The organism is Methylobacterium sp. WL7, from assembly GCF_008040085.1.
GTDB classification, from domain to species: domain Bacteria; phylum Pseudomonadota; class Alphaproteobacteria; order Rhizobiales; family Beijerinckiaceae; genus Methylobacterium; species Methylobacterium mesophilicum.
Map to the genome: position 1 here is coordinate 13,182 of NZ_VRVG01000011.1, position 20,414 is coordinate 33,595.

Here is a 20,414-nt window from a genome sequence, read left to right on the forward strand (position 1 = left end):
CCCGCCAAGGAGGCCGGAGAACCGCGAGGAGGTGCGCCGTCATGGATCAGTTCGACGCGTTCAAGGCGATGGGCGAGTTCTGGACCCGTGCCGGCGCCGGCTTCTTCGCCCCCGGGGCCGCACCGGGCTTCTCGTGGCCGACCCCGCCGCAGACCGATCTCTCCAGCCTCGCCACGGCGCAGAGTCATCTCGCCCAGGCCTGGGCTTCGGCGACCGCCCTGTCGCAGACTTTGACCGCATCGCTGCAGGGGGGCGCCGGAGCGCCGGACCCGACCGCCGGGGCGGTGCTGGCGCGGATCTTCGATCCACAGGCCTGGCTCGGCGGCTCGGCCGAGTTCGACGCGGCTCTGACGCGGATGTCCGAGGGGCCACAACTCGCGGACCTGTGGCAGACCGAGCGGCGCTACGGCGCGCTGTTCACGGCCTGGGCGGCGTTGCGGCGGGCGCAGGCCGAGCACCAGGCGGTGATGCTGGATGCCTGGACCCGGGCGGCCGGCACCTTCGCCAAGGAGGCCAATGACCGTGCGGAGCGCGGCGAGGGCTTCAGCTCCGCCCGCGAGATGATGACCCGCTGGACCGAGACCGCCAACGCGGTTCTGCTGGAGGTCCAGCGCTCCGAGGCGTTCCTGGCCTCGCAGCGGGTGGTGCTGAAGGCCTCGACCGACCTGCGGCTCGCCCAGCAGGACCTCTCGGCCTTCCTGTCGGATTTCTACGGGCAGCCGACCCGGGCCGAACTCGACGACGTGCACAAGAGCCTGACCGAGCTGCGCCGGGAGGTCCGGGCCCTACGCCGCGAGCGCCGGGAGGCTGCCCGGGTCTCCAGGACCAACGGCGCCGCCGCGCCGGCAACGGAGGACGCGCATGGCTGATGAGGGCATGGGTGACGGGGGCATGGCTGGCGGAGGCAGGGCCGACAAGGGTGGAACGGACCGGGCCGCCCCGAAGGCTCCGACTGCGCCGCTCCCGCTCAACCCCGCAGAGATGATGGCCGAGGTCGCCGAACTCGGCCGGCGGATCAGTGCGGGCGCCAAGCTGTTCTCGGACGTGCGCGACGCCGACGTGCAGATCGCCACCACGCCCAAGGACCTGGTCTGGAGCCAGGACAAGGTCTCGCTCTACCGCTACCGACCGCTCGCCGAGAGCAAGGGCCTGCCGCCGGTGCTGATCGTCTACGGGCTGATCGGCCGCTACACGATGGCCGACCTGCAGGAGGACCGCTCGCTGGTCCGCAACCTGCTCAATCTCGGCCTCGACCTCTACGTGGTCGATTGGGGCAATCCCGGCCGGGCCGACCGGTACGTCACTATCGACGACTACGTCGACGATTATCTGGCCGAGTGTGTCGCCTTCATCGGAGCAGCGGCGGGGCGCGAAAAAATCAACCTGCTCGGGATCTGTGAGGGCGGCGTCTTCACCACCTGCTACGCGGCGCTCTACCCGGAGCGCGTCAACGCGATGGTGCTGACCATCACGCCGATCGACTTCCACGCCGACACCCGCGAGTCCCGGGCCGGCCACGGCTTCATCAACGTCTGGACCCGCTCCCTGTCGCCGGACGACGTGGACCGCCTGATCGACGCGCAGGGCTCGCTGCCCGGGGCGTTCATGGGCTCGGTGTTCTCGATGATGACGCCGATGCGGACCATGACGAAGTACAACCTCGACTTGCTCGACGCCCTCGACGACAAGAAGAAGTTCCTGAACTTCCTGCGCATGGAGAAGTGGATCGCCGACCGGCCGGACCATCCGGGCGAGGCGGCCAAGCAATGGCTCAAGGATCTCTACCAGGACAACAAGCTGGTCCAGAGCGCCTTCGTGCTCGGCGGCCGCACGGTCGACCTGAAGCGGATCGCCTGCCCGGTGCTGAACGTCTTCGCCCAGGACGACCACATCATCCCGCCGGCGACGTCCCAGGCGCTCAAGGATAAGATCGGCACCGACGACTACACGGAGCTCGGCCTGCCTGGCGGCCATGTCGGCGTCTTCGTCGGCGGCAAGGCGCAGAAGTTGCTGGGCTCCGGCATCGCCGACTGGCTGGGTGCGCGTGGGTAGGGTGATGCGCCGCGACAGGAGAGCTGCCGGGTGCACGTTCGTGGATGAGAGGCGCGCTGCTTGTCCCCCTCCCCCCTCCGCGGGCTCGCGGATTCGCACGTCGGGCGGGGCAATACGCGCGCCGGATGAAGCGCGGGTCCCCTCTCCCGTGCGGGAGAGGGACAGGGTGAGGGATCAGGGTCTTCCGGACAGGTCGCATCCCTCACCCCAACCCTCTCCCGCACGGGAGAGGGGGCTCGTCGCGCCCTATGAGAGCCGATGTGTGAACGTTTTTGCCTCTGTGGTGGAGGGTACCCCGCGAAGCAGGGGAAGCCGGGACGAGGTTCCGCAAGAGGGGCAGCGCGACGGTGGTGGATATGAACTCCGTTGCGACTTTTCCGGCAGCGGCGCTCCCCTCTCCCGATCCGGCCTGACGGCCGGCCCACCCTCCCCCGCAGAGGGGGGAGGGAGGACGCGCGGATCCCGCGCCACATTGCGGGCCAATACCGTCGGCCGATCCGGATCTCTCCCTCATCCTGAGGTGGCGGCGCGCAGCGTCGCCCTCGAAGGAGCCCTCCAGGGATCGCAGCGGCCTCTGGAGGGCTCCTTCGAGGCCGAGCGATCTGCGATCGCCCGGCACCTCAGGATGAGGGTGATGGGTGGGATCGGCCGGTGCTCCGATCGCGATGATGTCCGATTCCAGGCTCCGAGGATAACCGCATGGGCAGCCTGAAGAACAAGATCGTCAGCGCCGACGAGGCGCTCGCCATCCTGCAGGACGGCGACATGGTCGCGGTCTCGGGGTTCGTCGGCATCGGCACGCCGGACGAGCTGATCCTGGCGCTCGCCCGGCGGTTCGAGGCCGGCCAGGGCCCGCATGGGCTCGGGCTGATGTTCGCCGCCGCGCCCGGCGACGGCAAGGAGCGCGGCCTCAACCGGCTGGCGATCCCGGGGCTGGTGCGTCGCGTCGTCGGCGGTCACTGGGCGCTGGTGCCCAAGCTGGCGAAGATGGCGATCGACGGCCAGATCGAGGCCTACAACCTGCCGCTCGGGGTGGTCTCGCATCTCTACCGGGAGATCGCCGCGCATACGCCGGGCCACATCACCAAGGTGGGCCTGCGCACCTTCGTGGATCCGCGGCTCGAAGGCGGCAAGCTCAACGCCGTCACTCATGAGGATCTGGTCAGCGTGGTCGAGCTCGGCGGCGAGTCCTGGCTGCACTACAAGGCCTTTCCGGTGAACATCGCGCTGATCCGCGGCACCACGGCGGATCCGGCCGGCAACATCACCATGGAGCGCGAGGCGCTTACCCTCGACAACCTCGCCGCCGCCATGGCGGCCAAGAACTCGGGCGGCTTCGTCATCGCCCAGGTCGAGCGCCTGGCCGAGGCCGGCTCGCTGGCCCCCCGCGAGGTGCAGGTGCCGGGGGTGCTGGTCGATTGCGTGGTGCTGAGCCAGCCGGAGAACCACCGTCAGACCTACGGCACGCCCTACAACCACGCCTTCACCGGTCGCCAGCGCGTGCCGCTGGACCGGATCCCGCCGATTCCGCTCGACGCCCGCAAGGTCATCGCCCGGCGCTGCGCCTTCGAGCTGCCCCCGGGCGGCGTGGTCAATCTCGGCATCGGCATGCCCGAGGGGGTCGCGGCGGTCGCCGCCGAGGAGCGGGTGCTGAAATACCTGACGCTCACCGCCGAGCCCGGGGTGATCGGCGGCCTGCCGCAGGGCGGGCTCGACTTCGGCGCCGCCCTCAACCCGGCGGCGGTGCTGCACCAGAACCAGCAATTCGACTTCTACGACGGCGGCGGCCTCGACCTCGCCTGCCTGGGGCTCGCGCAATGCGATTCCGAGGGCAACGTCAACGTCAGCCGCTTCGGCAAAAGGCTCGCCGGCGCCGGCGGCTTCATCAACATCTCGCAGAACGCCAAGAGCCTGGTGTTCGCCGGCACCTTCACGGCCGACGGGCTGGAGGTGGTGGTCGAGGGCGACGGCATCCGGATCGTCACCGAGGGACGCTCGAAAAAATTCATCGCCGCGGTGGAGCAGGTGACCTTCTCGGGTGCCTACGCGGCCGAGCGTGGCCAGCCGGTGCTCTACGTGACCGAGCGCTGCGTGTTCCGCCGGACCAAGGCCGGCATGGAGCTGGCCGAGGTCGCCCCCGGGGTCGACATCGCGCGGGACATCCTCGGGCAGATGGGATTCACGCCGATCGTGCAGGACCCGAAACCCATGTATCCGCGGCTGTTCCGCGACGCCGTCATGGGGCTGGAGCCATGGCTCCTCGGACTCTCCCTGTCGGAGCGGATCAGCTACGACCGGGAACGCAACATTCTGTTCTCGAACCTCGAAGGCTTCCAGGTCAGGACTATCGACGACGTCGAACTGGTGCGCCGCGAATACGAGCGCGCCTGCCAGGAAATCGGTCGCAAGGTCCACCTGATCGCCAACTACGATGGGTTCGAGATCGACCCGACGGTGAGCGATGCCTATTTCTCGGCGATCGCTTATCTGGAGAACCGGTACTACGAGACTGCATCGCGCTACACGACCAGCGCGTTCTTGCGATTGAAACTCGGCGCCTCGTTGGCGAGCCGCGATCTGGCTCCGCATGTCTTCGAGACAAAAGCCGAGGCGCAGGCGAGGAATACGGCCCAGAGCGTGCCCCTCAAGTCGCGGACGGCCCTGTCTCAGCCGGACAGGCCGCAGCCGCCGAAGGAACCGTTGAATGCCTGAGTCCGATACGCTCACCCTGAAGGACCGCACCCTCCTCGTCGAAGCCTGCCTGATCGGCGGGGAATGGTCGAAGGCCGGGTCCGGCACCATCGACGTCACCAACCCCGCCACCGGCGCCGTGATCGCCCGGGTGCCGAATGCCGGCGCCGAGGAGACCCGCCAGGCGATCCAGGCAGCGCACGACGTCTATCCGGCCTGGCGCGCCAAGACCGCCAACGAGCGCGCCGTGCTGCTGCGCAAGCTCGCCGCCCTGGTGACCGAGAACCAGGAGGATCTGGCGCAGATCCTCACCGCCGAGCAGGGCAAGTCGCTGACCGAATCCCGCGGCGAGGTCGCGATGTCGGCGGCCTACGTGCTGTGGTTCGCCGAGGAGGCGCGGCGCGTCTACGGCGACGTGATCCCCTCCCCCTGGGGCGACCGCAAGATCCTGGTCACCAAGGAGCCGGTGGGCGTGGTCGCGGCGATCACCCCGTGGAACTTCCCGTCCTCGATGATCGCCCGCAAGATCGCCCCGGCGCTGGCCGCCGGCTGCCCGATCGTGATCAAGCCGGCCTCGCAGACCCCGCTCTCGGGCCTCGCCTGGGGCGTGCTGTGCGAGAAGGCCGGCTTCCCGGCCGGGACCGTCAGCATCCTCACCGGCTCGGCCCGGGCCATCGGCGGTGAGATGACCGGCAACCCACACGTCAAAAAAATAACGTTCACCGGTTCCACCGAGGTCGGCAAGGTGCTGCTGGAGCAGGCTTCCCACACGGTGAAGAAGGTCTCGATGGAGTTGGGCGGCAACGCGCCGTTCATCGTGTTCGACGACGCCGACCTCGACCGGGCCGTGGCCGGCGCGATGCTCGCCAAGTACCGCAACTCCGGCCAGACCTGCATCTGCACCAACCGCTTCCTGGTGCAGGACGGGATCTACGACGCCTTCGCGGACAAGATGGCCGAGGCCGCCAACCGCCTGAAGGTCGGCAACGGTATCGAGGAGGGCGTCGCCCAGGGGCCGCTGATCGACATGGCCGCGGTCGAGAAGACCGAGGCCCATATCCGCGACGCCGTCGAGAAGGGCGGCCGGGTGGTCGCGGGCGGGCATCGCCACGCGTTGGGCGGTCAGTTCTTCGAGCCGACCGTGATCACCGGCGCGACCCCCGACATGGCGGTCGCCCGGGAGGAGACGTTCGGGCCGCTGGCGCCGCTGTTTCGGTTCCGCGACGAGGCGGAGGCGATCCGCATGGCCAACGACACCGAGTTCGGCCTGGCCTGCTACTTCTACACCCGCGACCTCGGCCGCACCTTCCGGGTCGCCGAGGCGCTGGAATACGGCATGGTCGGGATCAATGAGGGCATCATCACCACCGAGGTGGCGCCCTTCGGCGGCGTGAAGGAATCCGGCCTCGGCCGCGAGGGCTCCTACCAAGGCATCGAGGATTACCTGAACACCAAGTACCTCTGCGTCGGCGGCCTCGGCGCCTGAGGGCGCGGGCCTCCGCGATACGCGTTCGATCCCGGCCCCCGGGATCGAACACAACATGCTGGGCAGGGTCGACCCGGCGCCGCCGTCAGGGCGCGGTTCCATAGGAGTGCCGCTCGTCGTCGCTGATCGGCCGGATCACCCGGCATGGATTCCCGGCGGCCAGCACGCCGTCCGGCACGTCGCGGGTGACCACGCTGCCCGCGCCGATCACCGTGCGGGAGCCTATGGTCACGCCCGGCAGGATCAGGGCGCCGCCGCCGACCCAGACATCCGAGCCGATGTCGATCGGCCTGCCGTATTCCTGGACCCGGCGCAGGGCTGCGTTGGTGGGGTGCAGGGGCGTGAGGATCTGAACCGCCGGCCCGAACAGGGTGAAGCTGCCGATCCGAACGCGGCAGACATCGAGCACGACGCAGTTGAAGTTGAAATACACCCGCTCGCCGAGTTCGATGTTCGACCCGTAGTCGCAGAAGAACGGGGGCTGCATCCATACCGTCTCGCCGCCGACCCCGAAGATCCGCTTGCACAGGTCCCGGCGCAGATCTTCGTCGGCATCGCGCGTGGCGTTGAGCTGTTGGCATAGGTCCCGGACCCGAGCCCGGGCGGCGACCAGTTCGGGATCGAGGGCGTCGTAGAGTTCGCCCGCCAGCATCTTCTCGCGCTCGGTCCGCATCGACATTCTCCCCGGCTCAGCCGCATCGCGCCCAACAGCGGGCACTTCCCCGCGCTCTCGGCCATGCGTACATATGTACGCATCGGACGCGAATGCCAATCGCCACCCGTCCAGGAATCCCGTGCAGGAGCCCCGCGTGCCCTCGTCCCAGCGCCGTTACGACCCGGACCGCCGCGCCCGCATCGTGCAGGCGACCCTCGACGTCATCGCCGAGCACGGCGTCGCCGGGACGACGCATCGCCGGGTCGCGGCGGCGGCCGACGTGCCGCTCGGCTCGATGACCTACCACTTCACCGGCCTGGTCGAACTGTTGACCGAGGCGTTCACCCTCCTGGCCGACACGGTCTCGGCGCGCTTCACCGAGCGGCTTGCCGAGGCCGCGGATCGCCATGAGGCCTGCGAGGCCGTGGTCGACCTCATCGTGGACGACAGCTGGGCGAGCCCGCGGACCATGCTGCTGAGCTACGAGCTTTACGCCTTCGCCGCCCGCAACCCGCCGCTGCGCCGCGTCATGCAGGATTGGATGGAGAAGAGCCGCGCGGCCCTCCGGCAGCATTTCCCGGCCGACGCGGCCAAGGCGCTGGATGCCCTGATCGAGGGCTTGTCGATCCACCGCTCGGTGGATCCGGAGCCGATGGATCGCGCCCATGTCCGCGCCCTGGTCGAGCGCGTCGCCTCCTGAGGACGATGCTCCGGGCCCGGCGCCGTCTCGTCACGCGCAGGTGCTCGTCGCGGCTTCACGGCGTCGCGCATCCCCGGCGGCCCTCGGCGCGAAGCCTGGTCCGACGGCGGAATGCGCAGTGTCAGGCCGGATGCGTGTTGTGGATCTGGTCGAAATCCAGCGACGCCGTGTCGATCACGATCTGGGTCCGGCTGATCACTTCGAGCTTGCGCAGGATTTCCGAGACATGGGCCTTCACGGTTGAATCGCCGACGTGAAGCTCGTGGGCGATCTGCTTGTTCAGCTTGCCCTGCCGGATCATCATCAGCACCCGCAATTGCTGCGGGGTGAGCCGGGCAATGCGCTCGGCCAGGGGGGCCTTCTTGGCATGCGGCGACGGCCCGTTCGCCTCGGTGAAGCCGGGGGGCAGGAACAGCGCGCCGCTCATCACCTCGGTGATCGCCCGGGTCAGGGTGGTCTTGTCCATCGCCTTGGGCACGAAGCCGGCGGCCCCGTGCTGCAGGGCCTCGCGGACGATGCGCGGGTCCTCGTGGCCCGACACGATCAGGATCGGGATGCGCGGGAAGCGGGCTCGGACCGTGATCAGGCCGTCGAAGCCGGTGACCCCCCGCATGGATAGGTCGAGGAGCGTCAGGTCGATGCCGCGGTTCTCGGCCAGCACCGCGCACGCGGCCTCGATCCCGTCGGCCTCGTGCAGGACGGCGTCCGGATGGACGAGGCGGATCGTGGCCGCCAGGGCGTCGCGGAACAGCGGGTGGTCGTCGACGATCAGGAGTTGCACGGTCGATGCCGTTCCTCGTGCGAGATCCGCAGGCGGGACCCACCGGACATCGCGAACCTGATCGATGCGCTCTCCCGGCGCAAGCGGCTGTCGAGGAGGCCGCCCCGGCCGATCCGGCCTGACCGCAGTGCGGATTCACCGGCACGGTTTGGTCGGGCCGGGCGGGACGGCCCGATCGATCGCGGCACGGGTCCGCATGCAACCGCGCCAGGATCATCGGCGCCCGACGGCCGAGCGTAGCCCGCCGGATGGCCCCCGATTCGGTCCGCCAAGCTGAGCAGGGCGCCGGCTCCCCGGCGCACCGCCGACCTTCATGTGCGCAATCTCACGCCCGCGGAACCCGACTCGCTTGACCCCAATCATGATCATCGTCATGTTTGACATACATGATGATCGTCATGTAAAAAAGTTGAGGATCGAGCCCATGTCCAGCAAGCCTGCCATCCTGATCACCGGTGCCTCGTCGGGCATCGGCGCGGTCTACGCCGACCGCTTCGCCCACCGCGGCCACGATCTCGTCCTGGTCGCGCGGGACGGCGCCCGCCTGGGGACGCTCGGCGAGCGCCTGCGCCAGGAAACCGGCGTCGCGATCGATATCCTCGCGGCCGACCTGACCCGACCGGCCGACCTCGCCGCCGTCGAGACCCGCTTGCGCACGGATACCCGGATCGGCGTGCTGGTGAACAATGCCGGCGCGGCGCTCACCGGCAGCTTCGTCGGCCAGGATCCCGAGCAAGTGGGCGCACTGATCGCCCTCAATACCACCGCCCCGGCGCGCCTCGCGGCCGCGGTCGCCCCCCGCTTCGCGGAGGCCGGGGAAGGCGCCATCATCAATATCGGTTCGGTGGTCGGCTTCGTCCCGGAATTCGGGATGGCGGTCTACGGCGCCACGAAAGCCTTCGTGCAGTATCTCAGTGCAGCGCTTCACGCCGAACTCGGGCCGAAGGGCGTCTACGTCCAGGCGGTCCTGCCGGCGGCGACCCGCACCGAGATCTGGGATCGTGCCGGGATCGACGTGAACAGCCTGCCGGCCGTGATGGAGACGGGCGCCCTGGTCGACGCCGCCCTGGTCGGCTTCGACCGGCGTGAGCCGGTGACGATCCCGCCCCTGCCCGATGCCGAACAGTGGGACGCCTACGATCGGGCGCGGACCGCGATGATCCCGAATCTCGGCCAGACCCAGCCCGCGGAGCGCTATCGCGCCGCGAACTGACATCCGGAGTGAATCGCCAGGGCGTTCCGGGGAACGCCCTGGCGCGGCGCATGCGTGCCGGTCCGTCGGTGCTATGACCATCCGGTGCCGACGGGAGAACGGGCGTGACGCAGAGGACCGAGCCGTATTGTCCGACGCAGACCTGGGAGACGCTGAGGCCCGAGGCCGCCGGGTTCGATGCCGCCGCCCTGGCCGAGGCGGTCGCCTACGCGGAGGCGAACGAGAGCCCCTGGCCGCGCAGCCTCTACTACCCGGATGGACGCTATGTCGGCTTGGTCGAGTGGAACGAGCGCGGGCCTTGGAGCGACATCGTCGGGCGGGTGCGGCCGCGGGGCGGCCCGGCCGGCGTGATCCTGAAGGGCGGCCGGCGCGTGGCCGCCTGGGGCGATACGCGGCGCCCGGACATGACCTTCTCCATCGCGAAGAGTTACCTGGCCGTCCTGGCCGGGCTCGCACACGATGACGGGCTGATCCCGGATGTGGATGCGCCCGTGCGGGACAGCGTCCCCGACCCCCTCCTCGACGGTCCGCAGAACGGCGCGATCACCTGGCGCCACCTGCTGCAGCAATCGAGCGAGTGGCAGGGCACGCTGTTCGGCAAGTCCGACCAGGTCGATCATTTCCGCCAGATCGGTCCCGGGGCGGACAACAGCCGCAAGGGCGAGCGCCGCGCGCTCCAGGCCCCGGGCAGCCATTACGAATACAACGACGTGCGGGTGAACCTGCTGGCGTACTGCCTGATGCATCGCTTCGGCCGCGCGTTGCCGGAGGTGCTGCGCACGCGGATCTTCGAGCCGATCGGTGCGTCCCACGACTGGGCTTGGCACGGCTACGACAACGCCTGGGCCCAGATCGACGGCGCCCGGATCCAGTCGGTGCCCGGAGGCGGCCACTGGGGCGGCGGCCTGTTCATCGGCGCGGACGACCACGCGCGCTTCGGGCTCCTCATCGCTCACGGCGGCGTCTGGGCGGGACGCCGGCTCCTGTCGGAGCGCTGGATCCGCGCGATGCTGACCCCGTCGCCGACGCTCGCGAATTACGGCTACCTGTGGTGGCTGAACCGCGGCCCGTCCGCCAAGCCCGAACTGCCGGATTCCGCGTTCAGCGCGCTCGGGGCCGGCAATAACGTGATCTGGGTCGATCCCGACCACGACCTCGTCGCCGTGCTGCGCTGGATCGACAAGGCGGCCCTGGACGGCTTTCTATCGCGGCTCGTCGGGGCGGTACGGAGCTAACGTGTCGCCGGCTGGCCTTGCCGATCGGTAGTGCCCTCGGCCCGGACGAAATCGAGGAAGGCCCGGAGCACCGGCCGCATCAGCCGGCGGCTCGGATAGTAGAGGAAGAAGCCCGGAAAGCGCGGGCACCAATCCTCCAGCACGCGGACCAGCCGGCCGGAGGCGAGGTCCTCCGTCACCTGCGCCTCGAACACGTAGGCGAGGCCGGCGCCCATCCGCGCCGCCTCCGCGATCAGCCGCATGTCGTCCAGGATCAGGCTTCCGGAGACCGAGACGACAACGGCCGCGCCGTCCTTCTCGAGGTCCCAGCGGAACAGGGCGCCGCCGGCGAAGCGGCGGTTGATGCAGGTGTGGTCGTGGAGGTCCTGCGGCGTGCGCGGAAGCGGCCGGTCCGCGAAGTAGGACGGCGCCGCCACGATCGCCGCGCACTGAGCGGGGCCGAGCGGGACCGCGATCATGTCCTGCTCCAGGCTCTCCGCGAACCGGACGCCGGCATCGAAGCCCTCCGCCACGATGTCGCGCAGGTCGTCCTGCGCGCAGACCTCGATCGCCACGCCGGGATGCGCGCGCGTGAACGCCACGGCGAGCGGGAGCAGCAGCATCTCGGCGGCCGAGTGCGGCACCGAGAAGCGCAGCGTTCCCGAGAGCCGCTGCTGCGAGGCGGTGGCGGCCTCGACCGCCTCGGTGATCGCCGCCAGCGCCGGTTCGAGTCCGTCGAGCAGGCGTCGTCCGGCTTCCGTCGGGCGACGCTGCGGGTGGTCCGGGCCAGGATCTGGATCCCGAGGCTGGCCTCGAGCCCGTTGATCGCGTGGCTCACCGCCGAGACGGAGAGCCCGAGGTCGCGCGCCGCCCCGCGGAAGCTGCGGCGTGCCGCGACGGCGGCGAAGATCGCGAGGGCCGGGAGATCGGTGCGTTTCACTGTTGAGCCGGATAGGACAGGCTGCGCTGCAGAACACGGATTATCCTAAGCGTGGCCATCGATGCACAGTCGGGACGGCTTCGGCCAAGCGACTCACGAGAGAACCCTTAGGGAATCCCATGCAACAGCGTCGACTCGGTTCCGAACTCGTCGTCTCCGCCCTTGGCCTCGGTTGCATGGGCATGAGCTTCGGCTATGGCGGCCAGCCGGAGGCTGAGGCCGTCGTCACCCTGCGCCGGGCGGTCGATCTCGGCGTCACCTTCTTCGATACCGCCGAGATGTACGGGCCGTTCGAGAACGAGAAGCTGGTCGGCAAGGCCCTGGCGCCGGTGCGCGACCAGGTGGTCATCGCCACCAAGTTCGGATTCAAGATTGCCGAGACCGGAGAGGGCCGGGACCGGATCGTCGGCGTCGACAGCCGCCCCGAGCATGTCCGCGCGGTCTGCGACGCGTCGCTGCAGCGCCTCGGCGTCGAGGTGATCGACCTGTTCTACCAGCACCGGGTCGATCCCGCCGTTCCGATCGAGGACACGGTCGGCGCGATGGCGGACCTCGTGCGCGCCGGTAAAGTGCGCGCGCTGGGCCTGTCCGAGGCCGGCGCAGCCACGATCCGGCGCGCCCACGCGGTCCATCCGATCGCCGCAGTGCAGAGCGAGTATTCCCTGTGGAGCCGTGAGCCGGAGGCCGCGGTGCTGCCGACCTGCGCCGAGCTGGGCATCGGCTTCGTGCCCTACAGCCCCCTCGGCCGCGGCCTGCTCACCGGGGCGATCCGGGACCTGGGCAGCCTCGGAGCCGACGATTTCCGCCGCACCCTGCCGCGCTTCGAGGCGGAGAACCTGGCGGCCAACGAGAAGCTGATCGACGCGCTGGCCGCCATGGCGGCCGCCAAGGGCGTCACGCCGGCCCAGCTCGCCCTGGCCTGGGTGCTCCACCGGGGCGACGGCATCGTGCCGATTCCGGGCGCCCGCAAGATCCGCCATCTCGAAGAGAACGCCGCCGCCGCGTCGATGCCGACGACCTCGCCGCCATCGACGCGGCGATGCCCCCGGAGGCGGTCAGCGGCAATCGCTACACCGAGGCCGCGCTGGCTTTGGTCGAGGGCTGAGTGCGGGCCGGAAGAGCGATGACGCACCGCTGCCCCGAGCCCGACAAAGAGGGGCACGGCTCAAAGCGAGACTGACGACGGCAATCCCATCCTCGGCCTCATCCTGAGCCCGCGTCAGCGGGCCTCGAAGGAGCCCTCCAGAAGGCGCTTGGCTGGCTGGAGGGCTCTTTCGAGGCCGGGCGATCTGCGCTCGCCCGGCACCTCAGGACGAGGAGGAGATTTGGATTCTCGTTGTTCGTCAACGTCCTGTGACCGAGATCACGCGTTCGAATACCTATTCAAGCCGCCGCGATGGTTTCGGCGATGGCCCGCGCCCGCGGGACGAGGCTCGCCACCTCCAGATATTCCTCGGGCGAATGCGCCTTGCCGCCGACTGGCCCGACCGCACACAGCGTGGGGCAGCCGACGCTCGCGGTGAAGCCGGAATCGGCGCAGCCGCCGGCGAACTCGCCCTCGATCCGGACGCCGTGCTGCGCGCTGACCTGCGCGTAGGTCTCGAACAGCGCACGCGAAGCCTCGTCCTGCACCAGGGGCAGGAACTCGCCCTTGATGGTCAGCTGCGCGCGGGTATCCGGCACGGTCGCACCCGCCACGATCGCGGCGATCCGGCCCATGGCCGCGTCGCGGTCCGCCGGGGTGACGTAGCGCAGGTCGATCTCGCAGGTCGCCCGGGGCGCCACGGTGTTCACCGACTGGCCGCCCGAGACCAGCCCGACATTCACCGTGATGCCGCGGTCGAGATCGGTGATCGCGTGGAGCGCGGTGATCTTGTGGGCGAGTTCGCCGATGGCGCTGCGCCCGTCGGCGTAGTTGCCGCCGGAATGGGCAGCCCGGCCGTGGACCTCAAGGTGCATGAACACGCCGCCCTTGCGGCCGGTGACGACGTTCCCGGTCGGTCGGCCGGGCTCCGCGTTCAGCACCGCGCGGGCGCCGCGGGCGGTTTCCTCGATGATCGGCCGGCAGGCCGGCGAGCCGATCTCCTCGTCGCTGGTGAACAGGCCGACCAGCGGCACCGGTGCGCCGCCGGCCCGGTGGAAGGCGGCCAGCACGAAGGCGTTCATCACCAGCCCGGCCTTCATGTCGGCGACGCCCGGCCCGTAGGCGCGGCCCTCCGCGATCCGGAACGGCCGGTGGGCGACCTCGCCCTTCGGGAAGACGGTGTCGCGGTGGCCCATCAGCACGATCGGCCGGTTGGCGCCCCCTGACCCGGCGACCTGCGCCCTCAGCGCGTCGCCGTAATCCTCCACCGGGATGGTGGTGACCGAGACGCCGTGCTCGGCCAGGAAGAACGCGATGCGGGCGCCCACCGCGTCGACCCCGGCCTTGTCGTAGGAGCCGGAATCGATGTTCACCAGCTCTTCGAGCAGGGCCAGCATGGCGCCCTCCTGCCCTTCGAGCCAGCGGATCGCGGCGGCGTCTCTCTCGGTCATCGGAGTCCTCGCTCGGCGGTGCGGCTATTCCACGGTGACCGACTTGGCGAGGTTCCGGGGCTGGTCGACGTCTTTCCCCATGAACACCGCGGTGTGGTAGGCCACCAGCTGGATCGGCACCGCGTACACGATCGGTGCCACCGTGGCGTCGAGGTCCGGCATGGTCACGGTGGCCATCGTGTCGAGCCCGTGCTCGGCCGCGCCCTTGGCGTCGCCGATCAGCACGATGCGTCCGCCCCGGGCGGCGACCTCCTGCATGTTCGACACCGTCTTCTCGAACACCGCGTCGTGGGGCGCGATCACGATCACCGGCACGCTCTCGTCGATCAGCGCGATCGGCCCGTGCTTCAGCTCGCCCGCCGCATAGCCCTCGGCGTGGATGTAGCTGATCTCCTTCAGCTTCAGCGCGCCCTCCAGCGCCATCGGGTAGCTGGTGCCGCGGCCGAGATAGAGCACGTCCCGCGCCTTCGCGACGTCCCGGGCCAGAAGCTCGATCTCCGATTCGCGGGTCAGCGCCTCGGCCATCAGGCCCGGGGCCTTGATCAGCGCATCCACCAGCCGGCGCTCCCCGGCCTCGTCCAGCGTGCCCCGCGCCCGGCCGGCCGCGATGGCCAGGCACAGCAGCACGGTGAGCTGGCACGAGAACGCCTTGGTCGAGGCAACGCCGATCTCAGGGCCGGCGAGCGTCGGCATCACCACGGAGGATTCCCGCGCGATGGTCGAGGTCGGCACGTTGACGACGCAGAGCGTGTGCTGGCCCTGGCTCTTGGCGTAGCGCAGCGAGGCCAGGGTGTCGGCGGTCTCGCCCGATTGCGAGATGACGAGCGTCAGCCCGTCCTTCTCGAGCGGCGCCTCGCGGTAGCGGGCCTCGGAGGCGACGTCGATCTCCACGGGTAAGCGCGCCACCTGCTCGAACCAGTAGCGCGCCACGAGACCGGCATAGAACGCCGTGCCGCAGGCGGTGATGTAGACGCGGCTGAGCTTGGCGAAGTCGAAGGGCAGCGCCTCGGGCAGCATCACCCGGCCGTTGGCCATGTCGACGTAGTGGGCGAGCGTGCGGCCCACCACCTCGGGCTGCTCGTGGATCTCCTTCGCCATGAAGTGGCGGTACTCGCCCTTGTCGATCCGGTAGGCCTGCGTGGCGATCTTCTGGCGCGGGCGCGCGACGCGGGCGCCGGACTGGTCGCGGATCTCGGCGCCGTCCCGAGTCAGGATCGCCCAGTCGCCCTCGTCGAGGTAGGTGATGGCGTCGGTGAACGGGGCGAGCGCCAGGGCGTCGGAGCCGAGATAGGTCTCGCCCTGGCCGAAGCCGACCGCGAGCGGCGCGCCGTGCCGGGCGCCGATCAGCAGGTTCTCTTCGCCGGAGAAGATGAAGGCCAGCGCGAAGGCGCCGCGCAGCCGCGGCAGGGCGGCGGCGACCGCATCGACCGGGCTCATCTGCCGGTCCATGTTGCGACTGACCAGCTGGGCCACGACCTCGGTGTCGGTCTGGCTCTCGAACACGACGCCGTCGGCCTCCAGCTCGGCCTTCAGCTCGCGGAAGTTCTCGATGATGCCGTTATGGACGACGGCGAGACGCTTGGTGGCGTGCGGGTGGGCGTTGGTCTCGTTGGGCCGGCCGTGCGTCGCCCAGCGGGTGTGGCCGATGCCGATCGTGCCGGTGAGCGGCTCCTGCGCGAGCCGGGCCTCCAGGTTGACCAGCTTGCCCGAGGCGCGGCGCCGCTCCAGGCGCCCGTGCTCCAGGGTGGCGATGCCGGCGGAATCGTAGCCGCGGTATTCGAGCCGCCGCAGGGCCTCGATCACCTGCCCCGCCACCGCGTCGCGCCCGACGATGCCGACGATGCCGCACATGGACGTGTCTCTCGCTGTAACGCCCGGCCGTTGAGCGCGGGCACGCCGCGCAAGGTCCAGGCCGCCCCGCGCAACGCGGTGCCGAGCGCGCCTTGTACCGGATCGCGATGGCGCAGGGCCAGCCCCGATGACATTGGGCCGGCTCGGTGGCTCAGGCTTCCTCGAAGGTGACGCGGAGCCGTCCGCCCAGCGCGACGGCCGCCTCCTCCATCTGGTCGAGCTTCGTGCCATGGTCGGGATCGAGGATGCGCCGTACCTCGCTCTCCCCGCGGCCGATGCGATCGGCGAACGCCATCTTGCTGAGGCCGGAGCGCTTCCAGGCCGCGTAGACGGCGGCCTTGGCCGCCAGCCGGGCTGGAAGGGGAACCGCGTGGCTTGCTGCTCCCGATGGCGCCGCGCCGGGAGGCTCCAGGTCCATGCCGTCTTTGATCCGGCCGCGAACCGCCGCCGTCAGCGCGTGGCCCATCTCCGCCAGCGCTTCCGCTTCGGTGGTGCCGGATGCGATCGCCTCCGGTAGCGAATCCGTATAGGCGTGAATTTCGCCGCCCTCCCGGCGAAGCTCGACAGGATAGACCCAATCGCTCGGCATCCTGTGTGCTCCTCATCCTGGATCGTGACGCAGGCGTTGCCTGCGAGGTCTTCGATGGTCGTCCATCGCTCATTCGAACGCCGGTGCGCGGCTAGGGACGACGCTTTAGAGATCCGACACAGCGACCTTGAGCTGTCGACAGATTCTGTCGACGTGGAAGGGACTGAGATCCCCGCTCTGGATCGTCGTCACCGCCTCTCCCAATCGAACGCGGAAATGGCTGCCTTTGCCACGCTGCCGGTCCACGGCTAGGGCCAAGCCGCGTCTGCGCGCGTATCGCCGAAGGGCGCGAATGAGAGCGTCCCGCGTCATCAGCGAATCCCCTGATGCGTGTCGGCCATCCCACGCGATCAGGCGCCTTCCCGTCCAGATCGTACAGAAATGTACGACGGCCTTCGCGCTAGCGCCAGCCTGCGTTCCTTATACCTTGCCGCGCCGGGCCTTCTCGGCCAGCAGCGCCGCCCGCTTCTCCGCCGCCCAGCCGGGCTTCACAGTCTGTCGGCCGCGGGCGACCGCCATGGCGTCCGCCGGCACGTCGTCGGTGATCACCGAGCCGGAGGCCACGTAGGCGCCCTCCCCGATGGTGACCGGGGCGACGAGCGCCGAATTCGAGCCGATGAAGGCGCCGGCGCCGATCGTGGTCCGGTGCTTGAGAACGCCGTCGTAATTGCAGGTGATCGTGCCGGCGCCGATATTGGCCTTCGCGCCGATCTCCGCGTCGCCGAGATAGGTGAGGTGCGCGGCCTTGGCGCCCGCGCCCATCCGGGCGTTCTTGAGTTCGACGAAGTTGCCGAGTTCCGCGCCGGTCTCGAGGACGGCATGGCCGCGCAGCCGCACGAACGGCCCGATGCGAACGCCACCTTCGAGGACGGTGTCGGTGAGGTGCGCGAAGGCCCGCACCGTGCAGCCGTCCCCGACCCGGACGCCCGGCCCGAACACCACGTGCGGCTCCACCACCACGTCGCGTCCGAGGATCGTGTCGTGGCTCAGGAACACCGTCTCGGGGGCGACGAGCGTAGCGCCGCCCAGCATGGCGCTGCGGCGCAGCCGGACCTGGATCGCGGCCTCGGCCACGGCAAGCTGGATGCGGTCGTTGACGCCCTGCGCCTCCGCCTCGTCCACGGGGACGACCGACACCGAGAGTCCCTCGGCAGCCGCGAGCGCCACCGCGTCGGGCAGATAGTATTCGCCGGCGGCGTTGTCGTTGCCGATGCGCGTGAGCAGCGCCAGCGCGTGCCGTCCTGCCAAGGCCATGAGACCGGCATTGCACAGGGTCACGGCCCGCTCGGCCGGGCTCGCATCCTTTTCCTCGCGGATCGCGAGGACTCGGCTGCCTTCGGTGAGCACCCGGCCGTAGCCGGTCGGAGTCGGGCTCTCGAACGCGAGCACGGCGACCGCTGCACCCTCCGCCAGGGGCGCGCGAAGGCGCAGAAAGGTTTCGGCGCTGATCAGCGGCGTGTCGCCGAAGGCGATGACCACGTCGTCATCGGGCGCTTCGAGCACGGCCCGGGCGGCCAGCACCGCGTGGGCGGTGCCCAGGCGCTCGGCCTGCGGGAAGACCTGCGCGCCGGGCGCCTCCCGGGCGATCTCGGCGGCGACGTCACCGCGGCCGGGCTCGGCCACCACGGCGATCCGGCCGGCGCCCGCTGCCTGCACGGCGGCCAGCACATGGCCCAGCATGCTGCGCCCGGCGACCCGGTGGAGCACCTTCGGCAGGTCCGAGCGCATCCGCGTGCCCTTCCCGGCCGCGAGCACGATGGCGGTGAGGCTGCGTGGGGGCTGGGCGGTCGAAGTCATCGCGGGTCCGGGCGTCATCATTCGGCGCGCGACCGATGGGCCGGACGGCGGCGCGGCGCAAGGCCGTCCCGCAGAGTCTCAGCGCAGCGCCAGCGCCCCGTGATGGGCGGTGCCGTGGGCGTAATGCTCGCGGCGGCGCTCGATCGAACTCGGGATCCGGAGGGATTCCCGGTATTTTGCCACGGTCCGGCGGGCGATGTCGACGCCCTCGCTGCGCAGCTTCTGCACCAGCGCGTCGTCGGAGAGCACGTCGTCCGGCGTCTCGCCGTCCACCAACTGCTTGATCCGGTGGCGCACCGCTTCCGAGGAATGCGCCGCCATGCCGGCCGCGCCCGGGATCGCCGCGGTGAAGAAGTACTTCATCTCCAGGGTGCCGCGGCTCGTGCCGATCGCCTTGTTGGAGGTGACCCGGGACACGGTCGATTCGTGCATGCCGATCGCCTCGGCCACGGTCTTGAGGTTCAGCGGGCGCAGATGCGTGACGCCGTGGACGAAGAACCCGTCCTGCTGGCGCACGATCTCGGTGGCGACCTTCAGGATCGTGCGGGCCCGCTGTTCCAGCGATCGGGTGAGCCAGTTGGCGTTCTGCAGCGCCTCGGACAGGAAGGCCTTGTCGCCCTCGGCGGAGGCGCCGCGGACGACCCGGGCATAGTAGCTCTGGTTGACCAGCACCCGCGGCAGCGCCTCGCCATTGAGTTCGACCAGCCAGGACCCGTCCGGGGCGGCGCGGACGAACACGTCCGGGATCAGCACCTCGACGGCGCTGGAGCCGAAGGCGCGTCCGGGCTTCGGATCGAGCCTCCGGATCTCGCCCAGCATCTCGACGAGATCCTCGTCGTCGACGCCGCACAGGCGGCGCAGGGCGGTGAAATCGCGCTTGGCCACGAGGTCGAGGCGGGAGACCAGGGCCTGCATCGCAGGGTCGTACCGGTCGCGCTCGCGCAGCTGGATCGCCAGGCACTCGGCGAGGTCCCGGGCGGCGATGCCGGGTGGGTCGAAGCTCTGGACCTGGGTCAGCACCCGGGCCACCGTGTCGGCGTCCGCGCCGAGGCGCTGGGCCACGCCCTCGACCGTCTCGCGCAGGTATCCGGCCTCGTCGACCGCGTCGATCAGGAACCCGCCGATCAGCCGCTCGACCGGATCCCGGGTCGCCAGCTCGAGCTGGCCCACGAGGTGGTCGCGCAGGGAAATCTCGGCCGTCAGGGCCGCCTCGAAATCCGGCGCCTCGGAATCGAAGCTGCCACCGCTGCTGCCGTAGGGCGGCGGGGTCAGTGAGAGCATGTCGCCCGCGGAGGATTCCTGGACCTGCGTCGGGGCGTCGTCGGGGAAGACGTTGTCGAGCCGCGCGTCGAAATCGGTGTCAATCTCACCGCGACTCGGATTGAGTTCCGGCGGTTGCCACGAATCGGGGTCGGATGCGTCGAACGGCTCGCCCGAGGTCTCGCTCGACGGACCGGCCGCGTCCGCGTCACCGGTCGCGGGGCCATCGGCTTCGGCGCGTTCCAGCAGGGGGTTCCGCTCCAGCTCGGTCTCGACATAGGCGGCGAGATCGAGGTGCGACAGTTGCAGGAGTTTGATCGCTTGCAGGAGCTGCGGCGTCATCACCAGGGCCTGGCCCTGACGCACTTCCAGCCGTTGCACCAAACTCATCAGCGGCCCCAATGCCCTTTCAGCGTGAACGACCAGCCGGGCGACGCTGCCAGCGGCATGGTTATTGCTTCTCGTGCACGATCACCTCTAAACCGATCTCCAGCGCCCGTCAAAGTACGTGGCTGCTCAACGGTGTTGGCAAGTTCCTGTTCGGGGCCGGCTCGTGGTGCCGAAGCCACATCCGATGGGTCTCCAATCTCGCGACGAAGCTTTAACGAAGCTCTGCACGTCTGCAGCGGCCCCGGAGCAGGTACGAGCAT

Annotated in this window: 14 protein-coding genes and 2 pseudogenes; 8 read left to right on the plus strand and 8 right to left on the minus strand. The window is 69.9% G+C overall.

Features of this window, described 5'->3' with window-relative positions:
* Positions 1-41: 41 nt before the first annotated feature.
* The 4 genes from FV233_RS05215 to FV233_RS05235 all read left to right on the plus strand — a co-directional run bounded on the left by FV233_RS05215 (position 42) and on the right by FV233_RS05235 (position 6,229).
* Entirely contained in the window at positions 42-869 is an 828-nt protein-coding gene (locus tag FV233_RS05215) for a poly(R)-hydroxyalkanoic acid synthase subunit PhaE (RefSeq protein WP_147896839.1), read from the plus strand.
* A 112-nt stretch (positions 870-981) separates the two neighbouring features.
* The gene (phaC, locus tag FV233_RS05220) at positions 982-2,052 is read left to right on the plus strand and encodes a class III poly(R)-hydroxyalkanoic acid synthase subunit PhaC (protein WP_147896865.1); all 1,071 of its coding nucleotides are present in this window, start codon (positions 982-984) and stop codon (positions 2,050-2,052) included.
* A gap of 699 nt (positions 2,053-2,751) precedes the next feature.
* Positions 2,752-4,764 (plus strand): CoA-transferase, encoded by a 2,013-nt coding sequence (locus FV233_RS05230; protein ID WP_147896840.1) that lies wholly within the window; start codon positions 2,752-2,754, stop codon positions 4,762-4,764.
* The gene (locus tag FV233_RS05235) at positions 4,757-6,229 is read left to right on the plus strand and encodes an NAD-dependent succinate-semialdehyde dehydrogenase (protein ID WP_147896841.1); all 1,473 of its coding nucleotides are present in this window, start codon (positions 4,757-4,759) and stop codon (positions 6,227-6,229) included. The genes FV233_RS05230 and FV233_RS05235 overlap by 8 nt, the downstream gene beginning before the upstream one ends.
* 85 nt (positions 6,230-6,314) lie before the next feature.
* Here the strand turns inward: FV233_RS05235 and FV233_RS05240 are convergent, their stop codons facing one another.
* On the minus strand, positions 6,315-6,902 hold the full coding sequence (locus FV233_RS05240) for a sugar O-acetyltransferase (RefSeq protein WP_147896842.1): 588 nt from the start codon (positions 6,900-6,902) through the stop codon (positions 6,315-6,317).
* A 136-nt stretch (positions 6,903-7,038) separates the two neighbouring features.
* On the opposite strand from FV233_RS05240, the gene FV233_RS05245 reads away from it, so the two are divergent.
* Entirely contained in the window at positions 7,039-7,584 is a 546-nt protein-coding gene (locus tag FV233_RS05245; RefSeq protein WP_147896843.1) for a TetR family transcriptional regulator C-terminal domain-containing protein, read from the plus strand.
* Positions 7,585-7,705: 121 nt separating this feature from the next.
* Here FV233_RS05245 and FV233_RS05250 read toward each other — a convergent pair whose 3' ends face one another.
* Positions 7,706-8,365 carry a response regulator transcription factor gene (locus tag FV233_RS05250; protein ID WP_147896844.1) on the minus strand — a complete coding sequence of 220 codons (660 nt, stop codon included), beginning with the start codon at positions 8,363-8,365 and terminating at the stop codon, positions 7,706-7,708.
* A gap of 424 nt (positions 8,366-8,789) precedes the next feature.
* Here FV233_RS05250 and FV233_RS05255 point away from each other — a divergent pair, with 424 nt between their 5' ends.
* Both FV233_RS05255 and FV233_RS05260 read left to right on the plus strand, forming a co-directional pair.
* Complete coding sequence (locus FV233_RS05255) at positions 8,790-9,578, plus strand: SDR family oxidoreductase (protein WP_147896845.1); 789 nt, start codon at positions 8,790-8,792, stop codon at positions 9,576-9,578.
* Positions 9,579-9,682: 104 nt separating this feature from the next.
* Positions 9,683-10,813: a serine hydrolase gene (locus FV233_RS05260; RefSeq protein WP_147896846.1), complete on the plus strand. Its 1,131-nt coding sequence runs from the start codon at positions 9,683-9,685 to the stop codon at positions 10,811-10,813.
* Here the strand turns inward: FV233_RS05260 and FV233_RS05265 are convergent.
* Positions 10,810-11,732 (minus strand): annotated as a pseudogene (locus tag FV233_RS05265) (LysR substrate-binding domain-containing protein). The gene FV233_RS05260 and the pseudogene FV233_RS05265 overlap by 4 nt on opposite strands.
* Before the next feature lie 119 nt (positions 11,733-11,851).
* Between FV233_RS05265 and FV233_RS05270 the strand changes: the two are divergent.
* Positions 11,852-12,837: pseudogene (locus FV233_RS05270) on the plus strand (aldo/keto reductase).
* 278 nt (positions 12,838-13,115) lie between these two features.
* Here the strand turns inward: FV233_RS05270 and FV233_RS05275 are convergent.
* The 5 genes from FV233_RS05275 to rpoN form a co-directional block, all read right to left on the minus strand.
* On the minus strand, positions 13,116-14,267 hold the full coding sequence (locus FV233_RS05275; protein WP_147896847.1) for a M20 family metallopeptidase: 1,152 nt from the start codon (positions 14,265-14,267) through the stop codon (positions 13,116-13,118).
* A 24-nt stretch (positions 14,268-14,291) separates the two neighbouring features.
* The gene (gene glmS, locus FV233_RS05280; protein WP_147896848.1) at positions 14,292-16,118 is read right to left on the minus strand and encodes a glutamine--fructose-6-phosphate transaminase (isomerizing); all 1,827 of its coding nucleotides are present in this window, start codon (positions 16,116-16,118) and stop codon (positions 14,292-14,294) included.
* 151 nt (positions 16,119-16,269) lie between these two features.
* Positions 16,270-16,707 carry a hypothetical protein gene (locus FV233_RS05285; RefSeq protein ID WP_147854272.1) on the minus strand — a complete coding sequence of 146 codons (438 nt, stop codon included), beginning with the start codon at positions 16,705-16,707 and terminating at the stop codon, positions 16,270-16,272.
* A gap of 420 nt (positions 16,708-17,127) precedes the next feature.
* On the minus strand, positions 17,128-18,504 hold the full coding sequence (gene glmU, locus FV233_RS05295) for a bifunctional UDP-N-acetylglucosamine diphosphorylase/glucosamine-1-phosphate N-acetyltransferase GlmU (RefSeq protein ID WP_147896849.1): 1,377 nt from the start codon (positions 18,502-18,504) through the stop codon (positions 17,128-17,130).
* Between the two features lie 78 nt (positions 18,505-18,582).
* The gene (gene rpoN / locus FV233_RS05300) at positions 18,583-20,154 is read right to left on the minus strand and encodes an RNA polymerase factor sigma-54 (RefSeq protein ID WP_147896850.1); all 1,572 of its coding nucleotides are present in this window, start codon (positions 20,152-20,154) and stop codon (positions 18,583-18,585) included.
* Between the last annotated feature and the right edge of the window lie 260 nt (positions 20,155-20,414).

What these genes read in the sequence shown, in the direction of transcription:
- FV233_RS05215 (WP_147896839.1), top strand. Translation starts at nt 42, where the DNA reads ATGGATCAGTTCGACGCGTTCAAGGCGATGGGCGAGTTCTGGACCCGT.
- phaC (WP_147896865.1), top strand. Translation starts at nt 982, where the DNA reads ATGATGGCCGAGGTCGCCGAACTCGGCCGGCGGATCAGTGCGGGCGCC.
- FV233_RS05230 (WP_147896840.1), top strand. Translation starts at nt 2,752, where the DNA reads ATGGGCAGCCTGAAGAACAAGATCGTCAGCGCCGACGAGGCGCTCGCC.
- FV233_RS05235 (WP_147896841.1), top strand. Translation starts at nt 4,757, where the DNA reads ATGCCTGAGTCCGATACGCTCACCCTGAAGGACCGCACCCTCCTCGTC.
- FV233_RS05240 (WP_147896842.1), bottom strand. Translation starts at nt 6,902, where the DNA reads ATGCGGACCGAGCGCGAGAAGATGCTGGCGGGCGAACTCTACGACGCC.
- FV233_RS05255 (WP_147896845.1), top strand. Translation starts at nt 8,790, where the DNA reads ATGTCCAGCAAGCCTGCCATCCTGATCACCGGTGCCTCGTCGGGCATC.
- FV233_RS05275 (WP_147896847.1), bottom strand. Translation starts at nt 14,267, where the DNA reads ATGACCGAGAGAGACGCCGCCGCGATCCGCTGGCTCGAAGGGCAGGAG.
- glmS (WP_147896848.1), bottom strand. Translation starts at nt 16,118, where the DNA reads ATGTGCGGCATCGTCGGCATCGTCGGGCGCGACGCGGTGGCGGGGCAG.
- FV233_RS05285 (WP_147854272.1), bottom strand. Translation starts at nt 16,707, where the DNA reads ATGCCGAGCGATTGGGTCTATCCTGTCGAGCTTCGCCGGGAGGGCGGC.
- glmU (WP_147896849.1), bottom strand. Translation starts at nt 18,504, where the DNA reads ATGACTTCGACCGCCCAGCCCCCACGCAGCCTCACCGCCATCGTGCTC.
- rpoN (WP_147896850.1), bottom strand. Translation starts at nt 20,154, where the DNA reads ATGAGTTTGGTGCAACGGCTGGAAGTGCGTCAGGGCCAGGCCCTGGTG.